Source organism: Rothia nasimurium (assembly GCF_928382285.1).
Classification (GTDB): Bacteria; Actinomycetota; Actinomycetes; order Actinomycetales; family Micrococcaceae; genus Rothia; species Rothia nasimurium_E.
This window is the reverse complement of record NZ_CAKMSS010000006.1, coordinates 99,928-121,496: the sequence shown is the minus strand read 5'-3', so window position 1 is coordinate 121,496 and position 21,569 is coordinate 99,928. Positions and strand designations below refer to the sequence as shown.

Genomic DNA, 21,569 nt, shown 5'->3' with positions numbered 1-21,569 from the left:
GGGGCGTCCTGACTTTAAAAACCCTGGGTGAAGTAGTTGCGGGACTCCGCCAGGTAGTCCCGCAGGTAGGCGCGGGCGGCCTCTCGCTGACCTGATTCGACCAGGTTCAAGAGGTGGGCGTTGCGCTCCACATAGGGGGCGTGGAAGCCCGGCACTGTCACCTGAGAAAAGAAGAGCAGACGCATTTCAGCTAGGATGCGCGACATTGCCTGGGTCAGGCGAGCGGAGCCTGCATGATCGACCAGGGCTCGGTGAAAATCCTGGTTGGCCCCCGCCATGCCCGCGACCGACCCGCGCTCCCGGGCCTCCTCAGCCCGGGCTAGGGCTCGGTGGGCCAGGGGGATAGGGCCGGTAGCTGCTACATCAAGGGCAGCAGCCTGAATCGCCCAGCGCTCAATAAATAAATCGGCCACCTGTTCCGGGCCGGGCTTAGCCACAAAAACCCCCCGATTAGGAACGCGCTTAACCAGGTTCTGGGCCTCCAGCAGGGTGAAAGCCGCTCGCAGGGTGTTGCGGGAGACCCCCATAGTAGCAGCCAGGTGCTCCTCGGTGAGCTTGGAACCGGGGGCCAGGGCGCCGGCGTCCATGGCAGTGCGAAGGGTCTCTGCTACCCAGTCGGTCGCCTGGGCATGGCTCGGCCGGGTGCGGGCAATCTCTGCCAGGGAAAGGGCAGTATCGATGCTGGTAGTCTCGGGATTCACCGTTTCATTCTACCGAGCAAGAACCCACGGCAGTTAAGCGCCCAGCCCCGCCCCTGGGGATGCGGGTAGGTGCAGAAGTTCGCTGATGTAGCGCGGGCACTCAGCGTGACAAGACCCGCTATCCATAGGGTTTTTGGGTGTAGACCTGCATAACACGAGAAGTGCCAGCTACCCAGCTTCCAAGTGCCGGATCGATAGCCTGAGTCAGGCGGACAGCGGAACGGAAGACCTTTTTAACATCGACGTTGAGCAGGCTTTCTTGATGAGCTATGCGGTTTCGAGCGGTACTTACTTGGTTGACTCGATGAGAGATGAGGTACGGATAGGCGTTCTGGTGGGGAAAGGCATATTTGATACTTTCATTCCAGAGTTTGATCTGTGCGTCGCGTATTCTCTGCTTGTCGCGGCTCAGATACCTTGGATGAGAAGAGTCGCTTCTATATCTCGCGTCAGGTAAGAGGCGTCCCCAAAGCCCCAGGGTTGTATGAGCGAGAATGTCGTCGTAGTTAACCGTGTGGCCGTATCTGGGGTGGGTAGCAATTCGGTTACTTTGGTCAGCAACAGCTCGCTGGTAGGCCGTATCGTAAGGGGAAGTTTTTCTGCCTCGGCCGGTGATGATAAGTGTGGCTAATTCTTTGGCGGGGTGCTTTAACCACTCCTCGCTAGCTCCACCGTATCGATATCTGGGGTCACGAGGGTGAACTTCAGGCATGGGATCTAAGTACGGTTGCTGTGAATTCCAAGTGCGCAGTTGAGTATCGATAGCGTGTCTCAAGAAAACTTCGACGTGACCTAGCGTCGTATTGAGGGCCTGGGCTAGCTCGATATTCCACAGATAAAGCGCTCTCTGCGCCTCTCTATTCGGGCTCCATGAAGCGTAGGAAGCAAATCGGGCAGGAGCCATATGAGCTTCAAAAGGGTAGGTCATGTATAGATAGTAACCTGCATCTTAGAAAATATGTTCTATTGATTCTCCTATTGTGCGCGCGTAGGCTTTAACCAGAAACCGGGCCGCCAACTTGCTATGTTGGTTATAAAAGTGACCCAGGTATTTTTGAATGAAGTTTAAATCCCCGCATTCGCTCATGAACGCGGGGACTTCTTTTATCCGAAGACCACCAGCACCTCACCTGCCGCTAGGCGCTCGCCTACCTGGGCGGGCAGCTCAGCCACGGTCCCGGCGGCTTCAGCCAGCACTGGCACCTCGGTCTTCATAGCCTCCAGCAGGGCTACCTGATCCCCTGCGGCAACCTCATCGCCCACAGCCACGGTGTACTTGAGCAGGGCCCCACCCATAGGGGCTAGTACCTGCCCGGCACCCGCCTGCTCCTGCCCGCTGGCGGGGGTGGCGGCGTCCGCACCTGAACCCAGTGAAGCAAACACCGAATCGGGCAGGCCCACCCGGTGCGGGGTGCCGTCAATTTCCAGGGTAAAGCGGGTGATACCGGTGCCCGGGAAAACGCTGGCCCCCACCGGCAGCAGGGGCTGACGGTAGGACGCCTGCGCCCCGCCCCCAGCCTCGGTGCTTGTAGAGGTGGTGGCGGCGTCCTCGCCCTGGGCAAGGGAGGTGAGGAAGACGTCCTCAATCCAGGTGGTGTAGACCCCGAAATCTCCGCCCTCAGAGGTAAAGGCGGGTGCTTCAAGCACCTGCCGGTCAAAGGGCAGCACGGTCGCCACCCCGGCAATATCCATCTGGGCCAGGGCAAAGCGGGCCCTGCGCAGGGCCACCTCGCGGGTCGGGCCGGTGACAATCAGCTTGGCCAGCATGGAATCGAACTCCCCGCTGACCACAGAACCTGGGCGCACCCCGGCGTCCCAGCGAATCCCGGGGCCAGAGGGTACGGTCATGGACTCAATGCGGCCGGCGGCAGGCAGGAAGCCCCGGGCCGGGTCCTCTGCATTGATACGGAACTCAAAGGCGTGACCAACCGGCTCAGGAGTCTCAGTAAAGGGCAGGGGCTTACCCGCCGCGATATCAAGCTGCAGGGCCACCAGGTCAACGCCGGTGACCTCCTCAGTGACCGGGTGCTCCACTTGAATACGGGTGTTGACTTCCAGGAAGGAAATGGTGCCATCAAGGGCCACCATAAACTCGGCGGTACCCACACCCACATACCCGGCAGCCCGGAAAATCTCAGCGGACGCCCGCTCAATCTGGGCCCGCTGCTCTTCGGTGAGGAAGGGGGCAGGGGCCTCCTCAATCAGCTTCTGATTACGGCGCTGCAAAGAGCAGTCGCGGGTGCCCACCACCACCACATTGCCGTGGGAATCAGCAGCCACCTGGGCCTCCACGTGGCGGGGTTTCTCTAGGAAACGCTCAATGAAGCACTCCCCGTTGCCGAAGGCAGCTACAGCCTCCCGCGAAGCTGCGACGAAGGCGTCCTCAACCTCGCCCAGTTCCCGCACGATACGCATACCGCGCCCGCCGCCGCCGTGGGCAGCCTTGATGATGGAGGGCAGGCCGTGTTCCTGGGCAAAGGTACGGGCCTCTTCGGGGGAGGCGACGGGGCCGTCCGACCCGGGTGCCAGGGGAGCTCCCACCGCCTGGGCCAGCTCGCGGGCCTTAACCTTATCGCCCAGGGCCTCGATAGTCTCGGGGGCAGGGCCAATCCAGGTCAGCCCCGCAGCGATTACAGCGCGGGCAAAGTCGGCGTTCTCCGCCAAAAAACCATAGCCGGGGTGAACGTCGGTAGCCCCCGAGGTCACCGCAACCGCCAGGACCTTCTCAATATCCAGGTAGGTTTCGGCTGCGCCGGTGCCCTCCAGGGCGTAGGCCTCATCGGCCAGGGCGGTGTGCAGGGCCTCGGCGTCCGAATCGGCGTAGACCGCCACCGACGCGATACCCTGGGCGGCGCAAGCACCAATAATACGGACGGCAATTTCGCCACGGTTGGCAACAAGAACTTTACGCATGCGGGGGCTCACTTTTCGGTCGGGGTAGGGGCGGTCTGGAGTGGGGTTAGCAGGGTGAAGCGCAGGCGGGCGCCGGGCGGGGCCTGGGCCAGTAGGCGCAGGTCAGCCGGGTGAACCGTGGCGATCACGGGGTAGCCGCCGGTGACCGGGTGGTCGGCCAAGAAGACCACGGGCTCACCGCTCGGCGGCACCTGAATCGCCCCGGCCACCATGCCCTCGCTGGGCAGCTCCCGGGTTACAGCCCGGGTGAGGACGTCGGTGGGCTGGGTATCTGTGGCCCCGTCGGTGGGGGTGCTCGGGACGTCCTGGCCCAGCGGGGCTCCCTGCACAGCGTCAGCCAAGATCAGCCTGACCCCGATACGGTCACTGGACTGGGAGACTTCCCAGGTCACATCGGTAAACCTACCCAGGGATTCGGGGGTAAACCAGTCCTCACGTGGCCCGGGCAGCGCTCGCACTGTCAATACAGTGCCCGGCTCCGGCAGGGGCAGAGCTGGCGCGGGATCAGCCACCACCGCTACGGGCGGGTTGGCGAGGGAGAGCCGTTCGCCCGCGGTGAGAGGTTCGGGGCCTAGACTAGCCAGAGTATCGCGGGAGGCGCTTGCCGCTTCGGTTCTAGCGGCAAGCCCTCCGCGTACTGCCAGATAGGTGCGTAAGCCTCGGGCCGGTGCGCCCAGGGTGAGGGTCTGCCCGGGTTTCAGGGCAAAGGGGGCGTAGGAAGGCACAGTCAGGGGAGTCTTTGCCGCCGGGACTGAACCTTCTGCGGGATCTGTGACCTGCTCAGGGGTGTCCTCGGTAATCTGTGCCGGGGTATCTGCCCCCGTCAGGGCTAGCTCCACATCGGCCAGGGCAGTCAGTTTCAGCCCGCCAGCGAGGTTTTCGAGCACGGTGGCAGCAGCCGAATTACCGACCAAACGGTTAGCTTCTGCTGCCGCAGCCCGGTCAGCAGGCCCAGAGGGGGAGACGCCCCAGTGGGTTAGTCCGGCTCGTCCCCCGTCTTGGAAGAGAGTCTGTAGCCCCGGCGTCTTCACCTCAAGTACGGGTCGGGCAGGCACCTGCCCGGCCTCAGCGGGGTGGACGGGGGCGTCCTTATGCTCAAGAGAAATAAGCTCCCGCACCGCCTCGAACTGCACCTGCATGCCCGGCTCTAGCAGGGCTGGCGGGTTCTGGGTGAGGTCCCAGAGGGGCGCATTGGTGTGACCGATCAGCTGCCAGCCGCCGGGGGAGGTGCGGGGGTAGATGCCCGAGAAGTCCCCGGCCAGACCCACCGCCCCGGCAGGCACCGAGGTGCGCGGGGTGGCTCGTCGCGGAACATCCAGCACATTATCGTGCCGGTGCAGGTAGAAGAAGCCGGGGGCGAAACCGGCGAAAGCCACCGACCAGTGGCCGGTGGTGTGGGCGTAGATAACCGCCTGCTCGCTGATGCCCAGGTGGGTTGCGACGTCCGCGAGGTCCTGGCCATCGTAGACCACTGGAATGGTCACGGCGCGCCCGTGGGTGCGCACATCGCCGGACGCCTGCGGCAGGTTGGGCGCTGTAAGAAAGGCAGCGGCCTGCTCGGCAGTAGCAAAGCGGACGAGCACGGTCTGAGCCGCCGGGACCAGCTCAACCTGACCCTGAGCCGGGTGCTGCTGCAGGTGCCCGTGCAGGTGTAGGGCGTTTTCGAGGGTGCGGCAGTCCACCATCACTGCCAGCAGGCCGAAGGGCTTGACCGTGTAGATATCGGCTGTGTGGCCGCCGGTGGTGATCCTGCCGGGTGTTTGCGCGGTGGCCATGGCGCCCCTCTCTACTAGCTTCGTTGGCGGGGGAGGGGTGGCAGGCTGTGCGTTATTGCGCTGGGTCTGGGCCGTGCCACCACTCCTAAGATTGTTCAACAATTCTGGCAGATGTGGCGCCGCCCACGCAAGCTGCGCCGCCGCCCGCCTTCCTAAGCGAAGGCGCGGACGTCCGCCCCGGCGTCCTCAAGGGCCGCCCTCACCTGCTGGGCGATGGTGACAGCACCGGGGGTATCGCCGTGAACGCAGATGCTATCGGCATGCAAAGGAACAACTGACCCATCAACAGCCACCACTTCGCGCTCCACCGCCATGCGCACCACGCGCTCGGCCACAGCCTGCGGGTCGTGGACGACCGCCCCGGCCTCCCGGCGAGACACCAGGGTACCTTCGGGGGTGTAACCGCGGTCGGCAAAGGCCTCATAGAAAACCGGAACACCCAGCGCCTGAGCCTCGCGGGCAACAGCTGAGTTCGGCAGACAGAGAATCGGCAGGTCACCGAGTTCGTGCAGGGCCTGTGCCACTGCCGCAGCCTGCACATCGTGGTGAACAATAGCGTTATAGAGCCCGCCGTGGGGCTTGCAGTAGCGCACTTCGGTGCCCTCAACCCGCGCTACCGCCTCAAGCGCGCCCACCTGGTAAATCACCGCGTCGGTGAGTTCGGTGGCGGTCATATCCATAAAGCGGCGGCCAAAACCAGCCAGGTCGGGGTAAGAAACGTGGGCCCCGATTGTCACGCCGTTCTCCCGCGCCGCCCGCACGGTAGCACGCGCAACCGACGGGTCACCGGCATGAAAACCGCAGGCGATATTGGCTGAAGAGACGGTTTGCATCATCGCAGCGTCATCTCCCATGGTCCAGGAGCCAAAAGACTCCCCAGAATCAGAATTCACATCAATACGTAGGGTGCTCATGGCACTAGCCTACCGCCGCAGCTGCCTGCCGGGTGCCCTGGGGGTGCCCTGCGGGGGCGCGGACGTCCGCCCCGGCTTAGCCTGCGCATGTTCCCTGGGCGGGGCAAGAGGGCTAGAATTGCTGAGGTCTACAAAGGAGTGCGCATGACACACGCTACCGACCCCCGCCGGGTCACCCTCTACACCTGGATTATCTCGGTGGGCGGCTTTCTCTTCGGCTACGACACCGGAATTATTAACGGCGCCCTTCCCTTCCTGCAGCAGGACTTTAGGCTGTCCCCAGCGGCAGAGGGTGTTGCGACGTCCGCACTGACCCTGGGCGCTGCTTTCGGCGCACTCCTCGCCGGGCAGCTGATTGACCGGTTCGGACGCCGCCGCGTACTCTTCGTGCTGGCTCTAGTTTTTGCCGCCAGCTCCCTGGGCCTTACCGCTGCACCCAGCCTAGGTATCTTCATTGTCTTCCGCGTGCTGGTGGGTCTAGCGGTCGGTGCCGCCTCAGCGGTTGTGCCGATTTACCTGGCTGAGATTTCCCCCGCCAACCGCCGCGGCGCGATCGTTACCCGCAACCAGTTCATGATTGTCTTCGGCCAGCTCACCGCCTACGTGGTCAACGCGATGATTGGCAATGTTTTTGCTCATCAGGTGATGATTTGGCGGGTCATGTTCGCTATTTCAATCATTCCGGCCCTGGTGCTGTTTGTGGGTATGTTCCTGGTGCCCGAGTCGCCGGGTTATAAGCGGGAGGCTGCCGCCGAACGCGGTGCCCTGAAACTGCTCTGGCGGGACCCGGCCCTGCGCACCACCCTGCTGCTGGCTGCCGCTATCGGTATTGTGCAGCAGGCTACCGGCGTCAATGCCCTGATGTACTACGGCACCCAGGTGCTGCGCGAGGCTGGCTTTTCCACCGACGCGGCTCTGACCGCCAACATCTCCAACGGTGTGCTGTCGGTTCTGGGCGCCGCTGTTGGTCTCTGGTTTGTAGGACGCTTCCCCCGCCGCCTGGTGCTGACTATTGGCCTGACAGGCACCACTTTTTCCCTGGTCATGCTAGCCGCCACCTCGCAGCTGCTGGACGCGTCCGCTCGGCCTTGGGCTACCCTCTTTATCTCTATTATTTTCTTGGTCTTCCAGCAGGGTGCCGTATCGCCGGTGACCTGGGTGCTCATGAGCGAGGTCTTCCCGGCCCGCGTGCGCGGCGCCGGTATGGGCGTGGCTACCTTTGTCTCCTGGATTGCTAACTTTATGGTCTCCCTCTTCTTCCCGCAGATGGTGGCAGCCCTTGGCTTGGGCATGACATTTGCGGTCTTCGCCGTCATCGGCATCGGCCTGATTGCCTTCACGCGCGCCGCGGTGCCCGAAACCGCCGGCCGCGATATGGACTAGCCGCCCGGCGTCCGTCCGCCCTACTACCCTAAGGAACCCTATGGCTCGCCCCGACTACGGCATTGGCCCGCTGGCCCACGCCCTGGCTACCGACTTTGGCTACGATTTTGAGTACGACGCCCCGGCTGAGGTCGATGGCCTCTGGCTAGAGACCGCCGAACTTGAGAAGACCTACATCGACCTGACCGGCCGCGTCTTTACCCTGCTGCTGAACATTTTTTATATCGGGGACGAGCGCCGCTACGGCTTCGCTCTCTTTGAGCTAGAGGACGCCGCAGAGCCGGGCCCTGAGCCGGGTGCGGACACTGGTGAGCAGCTCGTGCTACAGGAGGACGGCCTAGCCAGCGCGGCTGACTTGAAGACCCGGGTGGCGGACGTGCTAGCTGATTCTGCCCAGCTCTTAGCCGAGCAGGACGCCTACGACCTGGGCGAGGCCATTCGTACCGTTGATGCTACCTATACCCCGGAGCAGCAGGCGGCCATTCTTGAGGCTTCACAGGCGCAGAAGGGCAAATCTTTCTTCGCATAGCAGCTGCCCGCCCGCAGGGGTCGCAAGAAATGTGTGTGTTTGAGAAAAGGCGATCCAGAGGTGGCTCGCCTTTCTCGGTGAATTTAGCGGGTGACAGTTTCCCAGCGGCCGGAGGCTGCTGAGCGCTCAGCTGCGTCGAGGACGCGGGCTGAGGCTACGGCGTCCTCAATGCTGGCGTGGTCGCTGCCTTCGCCGAGGAGGGCGCGGACAAACTTTTGGGCTTCGATAATTTTGAGGTCGTCGTAGCCCATGGAGGTTCCGGCACCCGGTTGGAAGTGGGAGAAGTCGCCCATGGTGGGGTCGGCCATGACGCGGGTGTAGCCGGTGTATTCTGCTGAGTTGAGGGCGATCTCGAGTTCGTTCATGCGTTCGAAGTCCCACATGAGGGAGCCTTCGGTGCCGTAGATTTCAAGGGCGTAGCGGGCGCGGGGGCCGGAGGAGGCGCGGGAGGCTTCGAGGGTTCCAACGGCGGGGAGGCCGCTTTCGTCGGGGGTGAAGCGGACGAGCATGGCGGCGTAGTCTTCATTTTCTACGGGGCCCGTTTCTCCGTCTTCAATAATGGCGAAATGGGTGGCTTGGCCCATGGGGAGTACGGGGCGTTCGGTGTAGAAGGTGCTGGTGAGGGCGGTGACTTCTTCGATGGGGGCAACGATGTAGTGCATGAGGTCTACGAGGTGGCCCATGAGGTCGCCGAGGACGCCGCTACCGGCCTTGTCGCGGATAAATCGCCAGGAGAGGGCGCCCTTGGGGTTGGCTGAGTAGTCTGCAAAGAAGATTCCGCGTACATGGGTGATTCGCCCGAGTTTTCCTTCGGCGATGATTTTTTTTGCGTGTTCTAGGGCGGGGGCGTTGCGGTAGTTGAAGCCGACGGAAGTTAGGACACCTGCCTCGGCTGCGGCCTGGGCAATGTCAGCGGTTTCGTCGCCGGATCGTCCTGCGGGCTTTTCAATCCAGAAGGGTTTTCCTGCTTTGGCTGCAGCTATGCCCATTTCGCGGTGGAGGAAGTTGGGGGCGCAGATGGAGACGGCGTCTACGTCTGGGTTGGCGAGGACCTCGTGGTAGTCGGTGGTTCCGCTTTCGTAACCGAGGACTTCCTGGGCGTATTGGACGCGTTCTTCGCTGGTGTCTGCTGCTTGGACTAGGCGGGGGGTGACGCCGAGTTCGGGGTAGACGCTGGGTAGTTCGCGGTAGGCCTTGGTGTGGACTTTGCCCATCCAGCCGACGCTGATGAGGCCAATGCCGAGGGTTTTTTTGTCAGTCATGGGGTGTGTTTTCTTGGTGGGTGGGGGAGGCGTGTGCCGTCCGTCGGTGGAGACCTGCGTCATTCTTAATTCTTCATTTAAGTCCCAAATAACTTATTTTGTCAATATGTAAGTACAAACCTTGACATGGGGGTGTGCTGTGTAGCACTCTAGAGGGTAAGAACCTCCAACTCCCACGTTTCATACCAAGGACGGGCAGCACATGACACACTACGAACTACTGACTATGGGGCGTATCAGCGTTGATGTTTACCCCAATGACATCGGCGTTGGCCTTGAAGACGTCACCAGCTTCGGTAAATACCTGGGCGGCTCGCCGGCCAATGTCGCCGTAGCCGCAGCTAAGTACGGACATAAGACCTCTGTAATCACCCGCGTCGGCAATGATCCTTTCGGCACATACTTGCGCCGGGAACTCAACCGCTACGGGGCAGATGACGCAAACGTCACCGTCGATTCGAACCTCCAGACCTGCGTCACCTTCTGCGCGATTAAACCCCCAGAAGATTTCCCCCTCTACTTCTATGGGCGCTTCCCCACCGCGCCGGATCTTCAGATCACCGCCGACGACATCGATATGGAAGCCGTCAAAAATGCCACCATTTTCTGGACGACCCTGACCGGTATGTGCCAGGAGCCGGCCCGCTCCGCCCAGCTAGCAGCCCATGAGGCTCGTGGACGCGACAACCTGGCTGAGGGCCAGCACACGATTCTCGATCTGGACTATCGCCCCATGTTCTGGGAGAAGCTCGAAGAGGCAACTGCCGCAGCTCAGGAATTGCTCAAGTACGCAACCATCGCCATTGGTAACCGGGAAGAATGCGCTGTTGCCGTCGGCGATGGCACCCCGGACGAACAGGCTGACCGCCTCCTGGCTGCAGGCGTAAAAATTGCTGTGGTCAAGATGGGTGCTGAGGGTGTGATGGCTAAGACTGCCACTGAACGAGTTGTCTCAGCCCCCACCCCGGTCGAAACCGCCAACGGACTTGGCGCAGGAGACTCCTTCGGTGGGGCCTTCACCCACGGAATTCTCTCAGGCTGGCCCCTGGAAAATGCTCTGACCTTTGCGAATGCAGCTGGCGCTATCGTTGCCTCCCAGATTGCCTGCTCAGAGGCAATGCCCCAGGAACAGGACGTCATGGACTTCCTGAACGACCGTAATCGCGGATTCTAGAAAGGACGGGAACGACCATGACGATTGATCTCACCGCTGATCGGGATCCCCGTCGCTACGAGCACCTCACTAAAATCCGCCTGGAAGACCCTCAGGCAGTAGCCAGGGCTGCTGCAGCCCGACCCCGCCACGAGGGGCCGACCTACGGGCGTCAGAACTTCATTGTGGCAGCAGACCACCCAGCCCGGGGCGCTAACCGCGTAGGTTCAAACCCCATGGCCATGGCAGACCGTCGGGACCTTCTTGACCGCCTCCAGATTGCCCTGGCTAACCCGGCTGTTGACGGTGTCCTGGCTTCCCCCGATATTCTGGACGACCTCCTCCTACTAGGTGCTCTTGACGGAAAGCTCGTCTTCGGGTCTATGAACCGGGGTGGTCTTTCGGGGCTTGTCAATGAAATGGATGACCGCTTTACCGGCCACACCGCTGCCTACCTCAAATCCATCGGGGCTGACGGCGGCAAAATGCTGACCCGAATCCACTACGGTGACCCCAACACGGTTGCAACCCTCGAAGCCACAGCGCAGGCCGTGAACTCCCTTGCTGACCAGGGGCTCTATGCCATGGTTGAGCCCTTCATCTCTGAAACCATTGATGGGGCAATCCGCAATGACCTCACTCCCGACGCCGTCATTAAGTCAGTGGGCATTGCCAGCGCCCTGGGCACCAACAGCGCCTACACCTGGATGAAACTTCCGGTTGTTGATGAGATGGAGCGGGTCATGGCCTCCACCACCCTGCCTACCGTCCTGCTGGGGGGTGACCCCTCTTCGTCCCCCGATGAAGTTTTCGCCACCTGGGAAGCTGCCCTTAAGCTCCCCGGTGTGCAGGGGCTGACCGTAGGGCGGACCCTGCTTTACCCCGAGGACGGCGACGTCGCCGGGGCCGTTGCGACCGCAGCTTCCCTGCTCCACCACACCGCTTAAAAGAAGAATCACTCCGGTTAGAAAGAAACCCTCATGGCACATCAGAGAATGTCTGTCGCCCAGGCAGTCGTTACCTTCCTTGGCAACCAGTACACCGTCGATACCATCGGCGACGAAACTTTCCGGGCCTGCACCGTTCCGGGTATGTTCGGTATTTTTGGCCACGGCAACGTCGCCGGTATGGGACAGGCCCTGCGCCAGTACCAGGAAACCGCTCCGGGTCTTATGCCCTACTACCAGGGCCGCAATGAGCAGGCCCAGGTTCACCAGGCTGTTGGCTATGCCCGTCACACCCGTCGTCGTCAGACCTTCGCCGTGACTACCTCCATCGGCCCCGGCTCCTCCAATATGGTTACCGGCGCCGCCCTGGCGACCACTAACCGCCTGCCCGCCTTGCTCTTCCCCTCAGACCAGTTTGCAACCCGCACTCCCGATCCGGTGCTCCAGCAGCTGGAACGTTTTGATGCCGGTGATATCACGGTCAATGATATTTTCCGCCCTGTTTCCCGCTACTTCGATCGGGTCCAGCGTCCCGAGCAGGTCTTTTCAGCTCTCCTCAACGGTATGCGGGTGCTGACCGATCCGGTCGATACCGGTGCTGTCACCATTGCCCTGCCCCAGGACGTCCAGGCTGAGGTCCTGGATGTGCCGGAAGAGTTCTTGGCCCCCCGCGAGTGGCGGATCCGCCGTCCGGAACCTGAAGAGGTTGATATCCGGGCTGCTGTTGAGGCTATCCGGGCCGCCCAGAAGCCGGTCATTATTGCCGGTGGCGGTGTCCACTATGCCTTTGCAACAGATGAGCTCAAGAAGTTCGTTGAGGCAACCGGTATCCCCGTGGCTTACACTCAGGCAGCTGTAGGCGTCATGGACTGGGACCACCCCCTCTGCCTGGGCGCTGTCGGCTCCACCGGTTCTACCGCCTCAAACGCCCTGGTCCGTGAGGCAGACCTGATTATCGGTATCGGCACCCGCTACGAGGACTTCACCACGGCCTCCCGCACCGCCTTCCAGAACCCCGACGTAAAGTTCGTCAACATCAACGTTGCGGCCTTCGATGCCTACAAGCAGGGTGCTGCCGTATCTATGGTTGCTGACGCCCGCAAGGCCCTGGTGAAGCTCAATGAAGCGATGAGCGGCTTTAGCGTCTCGGACGCTGTCCGTCAGCAGGTTGCCGACGAGAAGCAGCGGTGGGACGGCATTGTGGACGAGGCTTTCGCCCAGCGCTTCCGCCCCCTGATGAGCCAGAACGAAATCATCGGTGCCGTCAATGAAGCGATGGATGACCGGGACGTCGTTGTGTGCGCTGCCGGTTCACTACCCGGTGACCTCCACAAGATGTGGCGGGTTAAGGACGCTTTCGGCTACCACGTCGAATATGCCTACTCCTGCATGGGTTACGAAATTCCCGGCGGTCTGGGCGTCAAGCGAGCCTCCCTGGATGCCCAGGACGGACGCGACGTCGTCGTCATGGTGGGGGACGGCTCCTACCTGATGATGCACACCGAACTGGTGACCGCAGTTGCAGAGGGAATCAAGCTCATTACCGTCCTGATCCAGAACCACGGCTACGCCTCCATTGGTGCCCTGTCTGAGTCCCTGGGCTCCCAGCGCTTCGGCACCAAGTACCGTATGCACGACGCCGAAAACCACACCTTCGACCACGGCGACAAGCTCCCAATCGACCTGGCAACCAACGCTGAGTCCCTCGGTGCCCGTGTAATCCGCGTCGAGCCGGGGGAGAACGTCCGCGAAGACCTGATGGCAGCTATCAAGGAAGCTAAGGCAGCCCCCGAAGGGTCAGGGCCCATCGTCATTCATGTTGAATCGGATCCCATGATTGACGCCCCCTCCTCGGAATCCTGGTGGGACGTTCCGGTCACTGCCGAGAGCGAGTTGGAATCAACCCGGCAGGCCTATCAGGGTTACATCAGCAACAAGGCCAAGCAGCGTCCCCTGCTCGGCTAGGCCACCTTCCACTGCCCCCACAGAGGGCAAAACTAAGCCTGGGTTCCAGCCCCAGATACCCCGCAAGTCTCCATGAGCGCCAGGCTCACGGGGCTGGAACCCGATCGATGTACATATCAACATCAAGAGAAAGAAAAAGTTCATGTCATACGAGGTCGTACACTTCATCCAGGGCTCCGAGGTTGCCAGCGCAGGCGACGCCCGCCAGGATATCTTCAACCCTGCTACCGGCGAAACCATTGGCACCCTGCACTTGGGTGGTCAGGACGAGCTGCAGGCTGCTGTTGCAGCTGCCAAGACTGCGGGCCAGAGCTGGTCTGAGGTCTCCCTGGCCAAGCGCACTGCCATTCTTTTCCGCTTCCGTGAACTGCTTGTTGAGCGGACTGACGAGCTGTCAGAAATCGTTGTTAGGGAGCACGGTAAGGTCTTCTCTGATGCCAAGGGTGAAATTGCCCGTGGCCAGGAAATCGTAGAGTACGCCTGCGGTATTACCAACATTATCTCTGGTGCCTACACCCCCCAGGCGGCAACCGGTATTGACGCTTACTCCATGCGGCAGCCCCTGGGCGTCGTTGCAGGCATCACCCCCTTCAACTTCCCCGTCATGATTCAGCTCTGGATGGCTCCTCTGGCTATTGCCTCAGGTAACGCTTTCATCCTCAAGCCTTCAGAGCGTGACCCCTCCGCCGCTAACTTCATTGCCAAGCTGTGGAAGGAAGCAGGTCTTCCTGACGGTGTCTTCAACGTCCTGCACGGTGGCAAGGAGATGGTCGATGGCCTGCTCACCCACCCCGATGTTGACGGTATCTCTTTCGTTGGCTCAACCCCCATCGCTAAGTACGTCTACGAGACCGGAACCGCTCACGGCAAGCGTGTCCAGGCCCTGGGCGGTGCCAAGAACCACGCCCTGATTATGCCCGACGCTGACATGGACGTCGTCGCTGACCACCTCAGCGCCGCCGCCTTCGGTGCTGCCGGCCAGCGCTGCATGGCAATCTCAGTGGCTGTTGCTGTAGGGGATGCTGCAGAAATCTCCATCGCCAAGGTGGCAGAACGCGCCCAGAAGATTAAGGTTTCGAACGGTATGGATCAGGACGCCGACATGGGCCCGCTGATTACTCCCGCCTCCCGCGACCGCGTCCAGCGTATTATTACCGAAGCGGAGCAGGCCGGTGCAGCTGTTGTGGTTGACGGCCGCAACCTCGTCGTTGAAGGCTACGAGGGCGGCAACTTCGTTGGCCCCACCATCCTGGACCAGGTCAAGACCGAAATGGCCGCCTACGGTGAAGAAATTTTTGGCCCCGTACTCGTAGTGGTTCGTGTTGAATCCCTGGAAGAAGGTATCCAGCTGATCAACTCCAACCCCTTCGGTAACGGTACCTGCATCTTCACCTCATCCGGTGCCGCTGCCCGTCGCTTCACCCGCGACATCAAGGTCGGTATGGTCGGCGTGAACGTACCCCTGCCGGTGCCCTTGGCTAACCACTCCTTTGGTGGCTGGAACGACTCCCTCTTTGGCGAGCACCACATCTACGGTGAAGAAGGGGTCCGCTTCTACACCCGCGCTAAGGCCATCACCCAGCGCTGGCCCGAGCCTAAGCAGGCTTCAGGGGCGTCCTTCAATTTTGAGTCCCGTTCTAACTCCTAGGGTGAGGTGCCCCCTCTGGGGGCTCTGCTTGAAAGAGTACTCCGGCCAGGATATTGACCTTTGGGTAGGTATCCTGGCCGGAGTTTTTTATGACTGAATAGCGGTTCTGGTGAGACTGGGCATACGGCTAAGTAGCAGATTTGATAGAATGTAAGGACAAATCTGTGGGGTTTCTGCCCCGCCCCTTCCCTTTCACCGCAGAAAGAAACTACACATGACAGAGAACAAGCTCATCATTGGCACCGCCCCGGATTCCTGGGGAGTCTGGTTCCCCGAAGACGACGCCCAGACCCCCTGGCAACGCTTCCTCGACGAGGTCGTAGAAGCAGGCTATAAGTGGATTGAACTGGGGCCCTACGGTTACCTCCCCGCAGACCCTGAAATCCTAGCCAAGGAACTCAAAGACCGTGACCTGCAGGTGTCTGCAGGAACCGTCTTCACCGCCTTCCACCGCGGCCTCGACCAGTGGGATATCGCCTGGGAACCCGCCCGCAAGGTAGCAGAACTTACCGCAGCTATGGGAGCCCAGCACATCGTCGTCATTCCCGCCCTCTGGCGCGACGACAAGACCGGCAAGGAACTTGAACCCTCCAGCCTCACCGACAAGCAGTGGGACGACCTCGCCGCAGGCCACAACCGCCTTGGTGAAACCCTCCAGAAAGAATTTGGCCTTTTCCAACAGTTCCACTCCCATGCCGACTCTCACGTCGAAACCATGGAAGAAATCGAAAAATTCCTAGCCGTAACCGACCCCAAGCTGGTTACCCTCTGCCTCGACACCGGCCACGCCGAATACGGTGGAGCGTCCTCCGTCGAACTGATCGAAAAATACCCTGACCGCATTGGTTACCTGCACCTGAAGCAGGTAGACCCCAAGATCGTCGCCCAGGTTAGGGCCGAAGAAATGTCCTTCTCCAAGGCAGTCCGCCTCGGGGCCATGTGCGAACCCCCCTACGGCCTGCCTGATCTCTCCAAGGTCATCGAAGCTGCAGAAGCCCTCGGCCGCCCCCTCTTTGGCATCGTCGAACAAGACATGTACCCCGTCGACTCCTTCGATACCCCCTTGCCCATTGCCAAGCGCACCAAGAACTACCTGCTCGGCTGCGGCTCCCGCACCACCATCGGCTAAACCCCTCAACAACATACTGCCCATGGCCCCTCCCCGGGACGTCCATGGGCAGTATTTTCTTGCCATGACATACAAACACAGTGGCCCCACAGGATCTTCCTGTGGGGCCACTGAGGCGTTGAATCTACCAGATACTACTGGTCTTCATCCACGTTAATCACCTTGATCGCAGAGGTGACCGGAATATGGCCAACTCCAGCGCTCTTATCATTGGAGATATCGTCGCGAACCTGACGGATCTCGCCGGTATCCGTGCCAGCTGCCCGGAGCTCATGCACCAGGGCTTCTAGCTCAGCGCCACCAGCCATCAGGGAAGTCAGCTCTTCAACAGTGATATCGCTCTTCTTGTGGTAGCCAATAGAACGACCACGCTTCAGGAGCAGGAAGCGATCACCCACCGGGTAGGCATGGTGGGGGTTGTGGGTAATGAAGATGACACCCAGACCCCGGTCACGGGCCTGCAGGATGTACTTCAGAACCACACCAGACTGCTTTACACCGAGAGCTGCCGTGGGCTCGTCCAGAATCAGCACCTTAGCACCGAAGTGGACGGCACGGGCGATAGCTACACACTGGCGCTCGCCACCAGACAGGGTGCCGATGGGCTGGTTGACATCGCGCAGGTCGATACCCATGTCCAGCAGTTCTTTTTTAGTGGTCTCGCGCATGTACTCAACGTCGAGACGTTTGAAGGGGCCCCAGCCCTTAGTCACTTCAGACCCGAGGAAGAAGTTGCGCCAGACGGGCATGAGGGGGGCTACAGCGAGGTCCTGGTAGACGGTTGCGATACCCCGGTCAAGGGCTTCACGGGGGGAGTTGAAGCGGACGTCCTCACCGCTGACCTCGTAGGTGCCGTGATCGTGCTTGTGGAGGCCAGCGATGATCTTAATCAGGGTTGATTTACCTGCACCGTTGTCGCCCAGAACGCAGGTGACTTCCCCGGCGCCTACTTCGAGGGTGATGTCTCGGAGGGCGATGATGTTGCCGTAGTCCTTGCCGACGGTGTCAAGTTTGACCAGCGGTGCTGCGGTAGCGGTTGCGGTATCTTGTGTCATTTCTTGCCACCTCGGGCTGCTCGACGTTGGAGGGTGAAGTTAAGGACGGTTGCAATCAGGAGCATGAGGCCCAGGAAGAACTTGAGCCAGTCCGGATTCCACTCGGCGTAGACAATGCCCTTGAGGGCCATGCCGTAGATGAGGGCGCCGATTGCGCCTCCGATAGCTGAGCCGTAGCCACCGGTCATGAGACAGCCACCGACGACTGCTGCGATGATGTAGAGGAACTCGTTGCCGATACCTTCACCGGATTGGACGGTGCGGAAGGCGAAGAGCTGGTGCATGCCCAGGAGCCAGGCGCAGAAGCTGACACCCATGTAGAGGGCAATTTTGGTGCGGACGACGGGGACGCCTACAGCGCGGGCCGCGTCGGGGGCTCCACCGGAGGCGAAGATCCAGTTACCTGCCCGGGTACGCTGGAGAATCCAGGTGGCAACAAGGACGAGAGCGATCCAGTAGAGGACAGTGATTTTGACGTTGACGCCAAAGAGATTGATGTCTGAGGCGAAAACTGCTTCTGCTGAAGAGAACCCTGCGCCAGAGCCGATGGAGGGAGTAGCGACGCCGCCGGTGAGCATACGGGTAACACCGAGGTTGATACCGGTCAGCATGAAGAAGGTTGCGAGGGTGACGATGAAGCTAGCTAACTTTGACTTGGTCAGGAGGTAACCATTGAGAGCGCCAATTGCTAGGGAGAGTAGTAAGGAGAAGAGGACACCCAGCCAGACGTTTGAACCGAACCAGTAGACGAAGATGGCTCCTGAGAGGGCGCTGGTGGTGACGGCGACACCTGCTGATAGGTCTACCTCACCGCCAATCATGAGGAGGGAGACGCCGACTGCCATGATACCTACGGTGGAGGCACCGTAGAGGACGGTGGCGATAGAGGTCGGTTGGAGGAACTGGCTGGAGGCCATCGCGAAGATGATGAAAAGGGCAACAGCTGCGGTGGAGGCGCCTGCGATGGGTTGGCTAAAGAACCTGACGAAGATGTTGGGGCGAGCGAGGCGCTCGTCAGTTGTGGTCATGAGTGTGCTCCTTAGCGGGTGCCGTTGGCTGCGTATTCAGCAACAACATCGGCGTTTTCGGAAGTGATAATCTGGGGGCCGGTGAGGACGGACTGGCCACCGCCGAGGACGTTACCGTTGGTCTTATAGAGCCAGATTCCGTCAACGGCTGAGTAGCCCTGCAGGTAAGGCTGCTGGTCAATAATGAAGTCCAAATCGCCGTTCTGGAGGGCTCCGATGGCATCTGCGTTCATGTCAAAGGTGGCAACGGAGGCCTCGGAACCAGCGTCTGCCACGGAGTCGATAGCGGTCATGGCGATGGGGGCACCCAGGGTCAGAACCGCATCGATATCTGAGTTGGTCTGGAGTTTAGAGGTGATGGTGGAGGCGACGTTGGTCATGTCGGTGCCCTGGACGTAAAGGACTTCGTACTGGCCAGAGAAGGTCTTGCTGACGCCTTCACAGCGGCTTTCAAGACCAATATTGCCCTGTTCTTGGATGACGCAGATAACGCGCTTGGCACCGCTCTCATTGAGGGCTTCACCGGCGGCTTCACCGGCGACGGATTCGTTCTGGCCAAAATGGGCCAGGGCGCCAACGGTGGCTGATTCTGCTTCGCCGGAGTTGATGGTGAAGACGGGGATTCCGGCTTCCTTGGCCTTGGCCAGGGCGCCTGCGAGGGCGTCGGGCTTGGAGAGGGTGACGACGATGCCGTCAACACCCTGGTCTACAGCCTGTTCGACGAGCTGGGCCTGGCGGGAGCCATCGGGGTCGGAGTTGTAGAGCAGTTCGATGTTGTCCTTGGCTGCTGCGGTTTCAGCACCCTTGCGGGCGATGTCCCAGAAGGTATCACCGGGGGAGGCGTGGGTAATGAAAGCAACCTTCATGGAGGGGGTGCTGACGGTGTTGGTCACGGAGGTGCCGGTTGAGCTTGAATTCTTGAGTTCACCGTTGACGCCGGCGGGGCCGCCGCAGGCGCTGAGGAGGAGAACAGTTGTTGCTGCGGTTGCAATTGCTGACTTGCGAGCAAGAGTGCTTGAGAAAAGTTTCATGATTTCCTCCCAAAGGGATAGTGGGTAGGTTAGTATGACCGTACAAAGGTTTGTTTCAGATAAAGCTACATCACATTAGTGAGATGGGCAACACTATTTTTTTGAGATCATTTGAGAGTGTCGCACGCAATATCGATTGTCACGGCAATGGTGTGGTGGGACATGATGGGTCGCAAGCTGGCCGCGTATGAAGAAAAAATTAATTGGTTGTTCCGCTTCCAGTGTGAAATAAGTGGGGTTTGGCTGGTTGAAACACTGAAGTTTGGACTTTTGCCCTCCGGGGTAAACCGGCCTTACCACCGGCATGCTGAAACAAGGAAAATATGAAAATCCTGTGGTTCCACCACAATGAGAGGAATGAAAATGGCATACAAAATTTCTGCTGCTCCCATCTCTTGGGGAGTTTGTGAGGTTGAAGGCTGGGGTCACCAGATGAATCCCCAGCGGGTTCTAGCCGAGATGAAGGAGCTGGGATTCGCCGCAACCGAATTTGGTCCGGAAGGCTTCCTGCCCGCCGAGCCGGCAGGTAAGGTTGAGGTTCTTGAAGAATATGGGATGAAAGCAATTGCTGGGTTCGTGCCCGTCGTACTGCACGATGTAGACAATGACCCCCTCCCTGCTATCAAGCGCGAACTGGAGAGCTTTGTTGCAGCTGGTGCGGAGACCCTGGTTTTGGCTGCGGCAACCGGTATCAATGGATATGATGCCCCCCGCCCGGTTCTCACCTCGGAGCAGTGGCAGACTGTGTACAGCAACCTTGAACGAATTGCTGAAGCGGCCTCTGCTGTAGGTATTGCAGTTTCCCTTCACCCTCATGCTGGAACCATGGTGGAGCAAGCTGAAGACCTTGATAAGATTTTGCAGAATACCACCGTCAATATCTGCTTCGATACCGGCCACATGTTTATCGGCGGAATCGACCCCGTAGAGTTCGCCGTTGACTACGCAAGCCGGGTGTCCCACGTCCATCTCAAGGACGTCCGCCTAGACCTGGCCCGGAAGGTGCAGGACGGCTCTATCACCTACTACGACGGCGTTGTGCAGGGCATGTACACCCCTTTGGGAGCCGGGGACGTTGATATTGCCCGAATCGTCTCTAGCCTGGTTGCCAGTGGCTACCAGGGGTGGTTCGTCCTAGAACAGGACAACGTCATCACTGAGGAACCGCAAGCTGGTCAAGGACCCCTCTTGGACGCTAAAGCATCCCTGGAATTCCTGCGTCAGTGCCTCCAAGCCTAGGTTGGTGGGGTAGGGCCGCCTCCTTTGGTAGTCACCCCTCATAAAAATGAGGCTGGCTGGCCTACTCGCATTGCCCGAGTAGGCCAGCCAGTCTTGTTTAAGCTAGGGAGTAAAGATGTCCCGGAAGATCTGGAGGGCCAGGTCTGAAGAAGTCTTCGCGTAGGACTCCAGGGCTATGACCCCCTGGTAGTCAACGGACTGGAGGTAAGAGGCAATAGCCTCGTAGCGGATCTCTCCTGTACCTGGTTCGCATCGCCCGGGTACATCCGCAATTTGTATCTCTCCTATCCAGGGCATGCAACGTTCAAGGAGCTGAATCAAGTTACCCTCCCCAATCTGGGCATGGTAGAGATCGAGGTTGAGTCGGATATTCGGGTGGTCTACTGCCTGGACGAGGGCCAAAGTATCCTCAGCCTTAGCCCACGGGGTTCCGGGGTGGTCTACCGCGGTATTGAGATTTTCGAGGATGAAGGTTTTATTGAATTTAGCTGCCTCATCTCCCAGCCGGCGGAGGGTGTCTGCAGCCTTGATCCAGTCGTACCCTGTGACCTCTTCCTGGGCCAGGACGGGAAGCCCCCCTTCTCCCAATCCTGTCCCGTGAAGGTTGAGCCGGGGAAGATCTAAGACCAGAGAGGCTTCTAAGGCCAGCCGGGATGTTTCGATGAGCTCCTGCCTACCGGCTTCCGTTGTAAAGTTTCCTCTGATGTACCCCGTCATGGAGGAAAAGGTCGCGCCTGTAGCAGCGAGCTCCGGCAGGTTTTTAGAGGTGAAATCCCAGATTTCAACCTGGAACCCCTGGTTGTGGATGGCGGAGATGCGGTCAAGCAAGGGTAAATCCAGATAGTGCATTTCAGCACAGACGGCCAATTGATAGGGCATGATGTTCCTTTGCGCTTA

Annotated in this window: 18 protein-coding genes; 8 read left to right on the top strand and 10 right to left on the bottom strand. The window is 60.3% G+C overall.

Going from position 1 to position 21,569, the window contains the following annotated elements:
- Positions 1–14: 14 nt before the first annotated feature.
- The 5 genes from L6758_RS08075 to L6758_RS08055 form a co-directional block, all read right to left on the bottom strand.
- On the bottom strand, positions 15–701 hold the full coding sequence (locus L6758_RS08075; protein WP_237205382.1) for a GntR family transcriptional regulator: 687 nt from the start codon (positions 699–701) through the stop codon (positions 15–17).
- 118 nt (positions 702–819) lie between these two features.
- Positions 820–1,629 (bottom strand): hypothetical protein, encoded by an 810-nt coding sequence (locus tag L6758_RS08070; protein WP_237205383.1) that lies wholly within the window; start codon positions 1,627–1,629, stop codon positions 820–822.
- Between the two features lie 176 nt (positions 1,630–1,805).
- Entirely contained in the window at positions 1,806–3,614 is a 1,809-nt protein-coding gene (locus L6758_RS08065; protein WP_237205384.1) for an acetyl/propionyl/methylcrotonyl-CoA carboxylase subunit alpha, read from the bottom strand.
- A gap of 8 nt (positions 3,615–3,622) precedes the next feature.
- Positions 3,623–5,389, bottom strand: coding sequence for an urea amidolyase family protein (locus L6758_RS08060; protein WP_237205385.1), 1,767 nt, complete (start codon positions 5,387–5,389; stop codon positions 3,623–3,625).
- 152 nt (positions 5,390–5,541) lie between these two features.
- Positions 5,542–6,303, bottom strand: coding sequence for a LamB/YcsF family protein (locus L6758_RS08055; protein ID WP_237205386.1), 762 nt, complete (start codon positions 6,301–6,303; stop codon positions 5,542–5,544).
- Between the two features lie 144 nt (positions 6,304–6,447).
- Between L6758_RS08055 and L6758_RS08050 the strand changes: the two genes are divergently transcribed.
- Together L6758_RS08050 and L6758_RS08045 are read left to right on the top strand one after the other, a co-directional pair.
- The gene (locus L6758_RS08050) at positions 6,448–7,686 is read left to right on the top strand and encodes an MFS transporter (protein ID WP_237205387.1); all 1,239 of its coding nucleotides are present in this window, start codon (positions 6,448–6,450) and stop codon (positions 7,684–7,686) included.
- Between the two features lie 40 nt (positions 7,687–7,726).
- Positions 7,727–8,215 (top strand): hypothetical protein, encoded by a 489-nt coding sequence (locus L6758_RS08045; RefSeq protein WP_237205388.1) that lies wholly within the window; start codon positions 7,727–7,729, stop codon positions 8,213–8,215.
- An 83-nt stretch (positions 8,216–8,298) separates the two neighbouring features.
- Here the strand turns inward: L6758_RS08045 and L6758_RS08040 are convergent, their stop codons facing one another.
- Complete coding sequence (locus L6758_RS08040) at positions 8,299–9,477, bottom strand: Gfo/Idh/MocA family protein (RefSeq protein ID WP_237205389.1); 1,179 nt, start codon at positions 9,475–9,477, stop codon at positions 8,299–8,301.
- Between the two features lie 202 nt (positions 9,478–9,679).
- Here L6758_RS08040 and iolC point away from each other — a divergent pair, with 202 nt between their 5' ends.
- From iolC to L6758_RS08015, 5 genes are all read left to right on the top strand, one after another.
- Positions 9,680–10,651, top strand: coding sequence for a 5-dehydro-2-deoxygluconokinase (gene iolC / locus L6758_RS08035; protein ID WP_237205390.1), 972 nt, complete (start codon positions 9,680–9,682; stop codon positions 10,649–10,651).
- 17 nt (positions 10,652–10,668) lie between these two features.
- Positions 10,669–11,577 carry a Cgl0159 family (beta/alpha)8-fold protein gene (locus L6758_RS08030; protein WP_237205391.1) on the top strand — a complete coding sequence of 303 codons (909 nt, stop codon included), beginning with the start codon at positions 10,669–10,671 and terminating at the stop codon, positions 11,575–11,577.
- 48 nt (positions 11,578–11,625) lie between these two features.
- Positions 11,626–13,542: a 3D-(3,5/4)-trihydroxycyclohexane-1,2-dione acylhydrolase (decyclizing) gene (iolD, locus tag L6758_RS08025; RefSeq protein ID WP_237205472.1), complete on the top strand. Its 1,917-nt coding sequence runs from the start codon at positions 11,626–11,628 to the stop codon at positions 13,540–13,542.
- A 142-nt stretch (positions 13,543–13,684) separates the two neighbouring features.
- The gene (locus tag L6758_RS08020) at positions 13,685–15,190 is read left to right on the top strand and encodes a CoA-acylating methylmalonate-semialdehyde dehydrogenase (protein WP_237205392.1); all 1,506 of its coding nucleotides are present in this window, start codon (positions 13,685–13,687) and stop codon (positions 15,188–15,190) included.
- A gap of 214 nt (positions 15,191–15,404) precedes the next feature.
- Positions 15,405–16,319 carry a sugar phosphate isomerase/epimerase family protein gene (locus L6758_RS08015; RefSeq protein ID WP_237205393.1) on the top strand — a complete coding sequence of 305 codons (915 nt, stop codon included), beginning with the start codon at positions 15,405–15,407 and terminating at the stop codon, positions 16,317–16,319.
- A 134-nt stretch (positions 16,320–16,453) separates the two neighbouring features.
- Here L6758_RS08015 and L6758_RS08010 read toward each other — a convergent pair whose 3' ends face one another.
- From L6758_RS08010 to L6758_RS08000, 3 genes are read right to left on the bottom strand one after another with little or no spacing between them, the layout of a single operon-like run.
- Positions 16,454–17,374, bottom strand: coding sequence for an ATP-binding cassette domain-containing protein (locus L6758_RS08010; RefSeq protein ID WP_237205394.1), 921 nt, complete (start codon positions 17,372–17,374; stop codon positions 16,454–16,456).
- Complete coding sequence (locus tag L6758_RS08005) at positions 17,371–18,402, bottom strand: ABC transporter permease (RefSeq protein WP_237205395.1); 1,032 nt, start codon at positions 18,400–18,402, stop codon at positions 17,371–17,373. Before L6758_RS08005 ends, L6758_RS08010 begins: the two co-directional genes overlap by 4 nt.
- 11 nt (positions 18,403–18,413) lie before the next feature.
- Positions 18,414–19,433: a substrate-binding domain-containing protein gene (locus L6758_RS08000; RefSeq protein ID WP_237205396.1), complete on the bottom strand. Its 1,020-nt coding sequence runs from the start codon at positions 19,431–19,433 to the stop codon at positions 18,414–18,416.
- Between the two features lie 363 nt (positions 19,434–19,796).
- Here L6758_RS08000 and L6758_RS07995 point away from each other — a divergent pair, with 363 nt between their 5' ends.
- On the top strand, positions 19,797–20,672 hold the full coding sequence (locus tag L6758_RS07995) for a TIM barrel protein (RefSeq protein ID WP_237205397.1): 876 nt from the start codon (positions 19,797–19,799) through the stop codon (positions 20,670–20,672).
- A 102-nt stretch (positions 20,673–20,774) separates the two neighbouring features.
- Here L6758_RS07995 and L6758_RS07990 read toward each other — a convergent pair whose 3' ends face one another.
- Positions 20,775–21,551 carry a TIM barrel protein gene (locus tag L6758_RS07990; protein WP_336603551.1) on the bottom strand — a complete coding sequence of 259 codons (777 nt, stop codon included), beginning with the start codon at positions 21,549–21,551 and terminating at the stop codon, positions 20,775–20,777.
- Positions 21,552–21,569 lie beyond the last annotated feature (18 nt).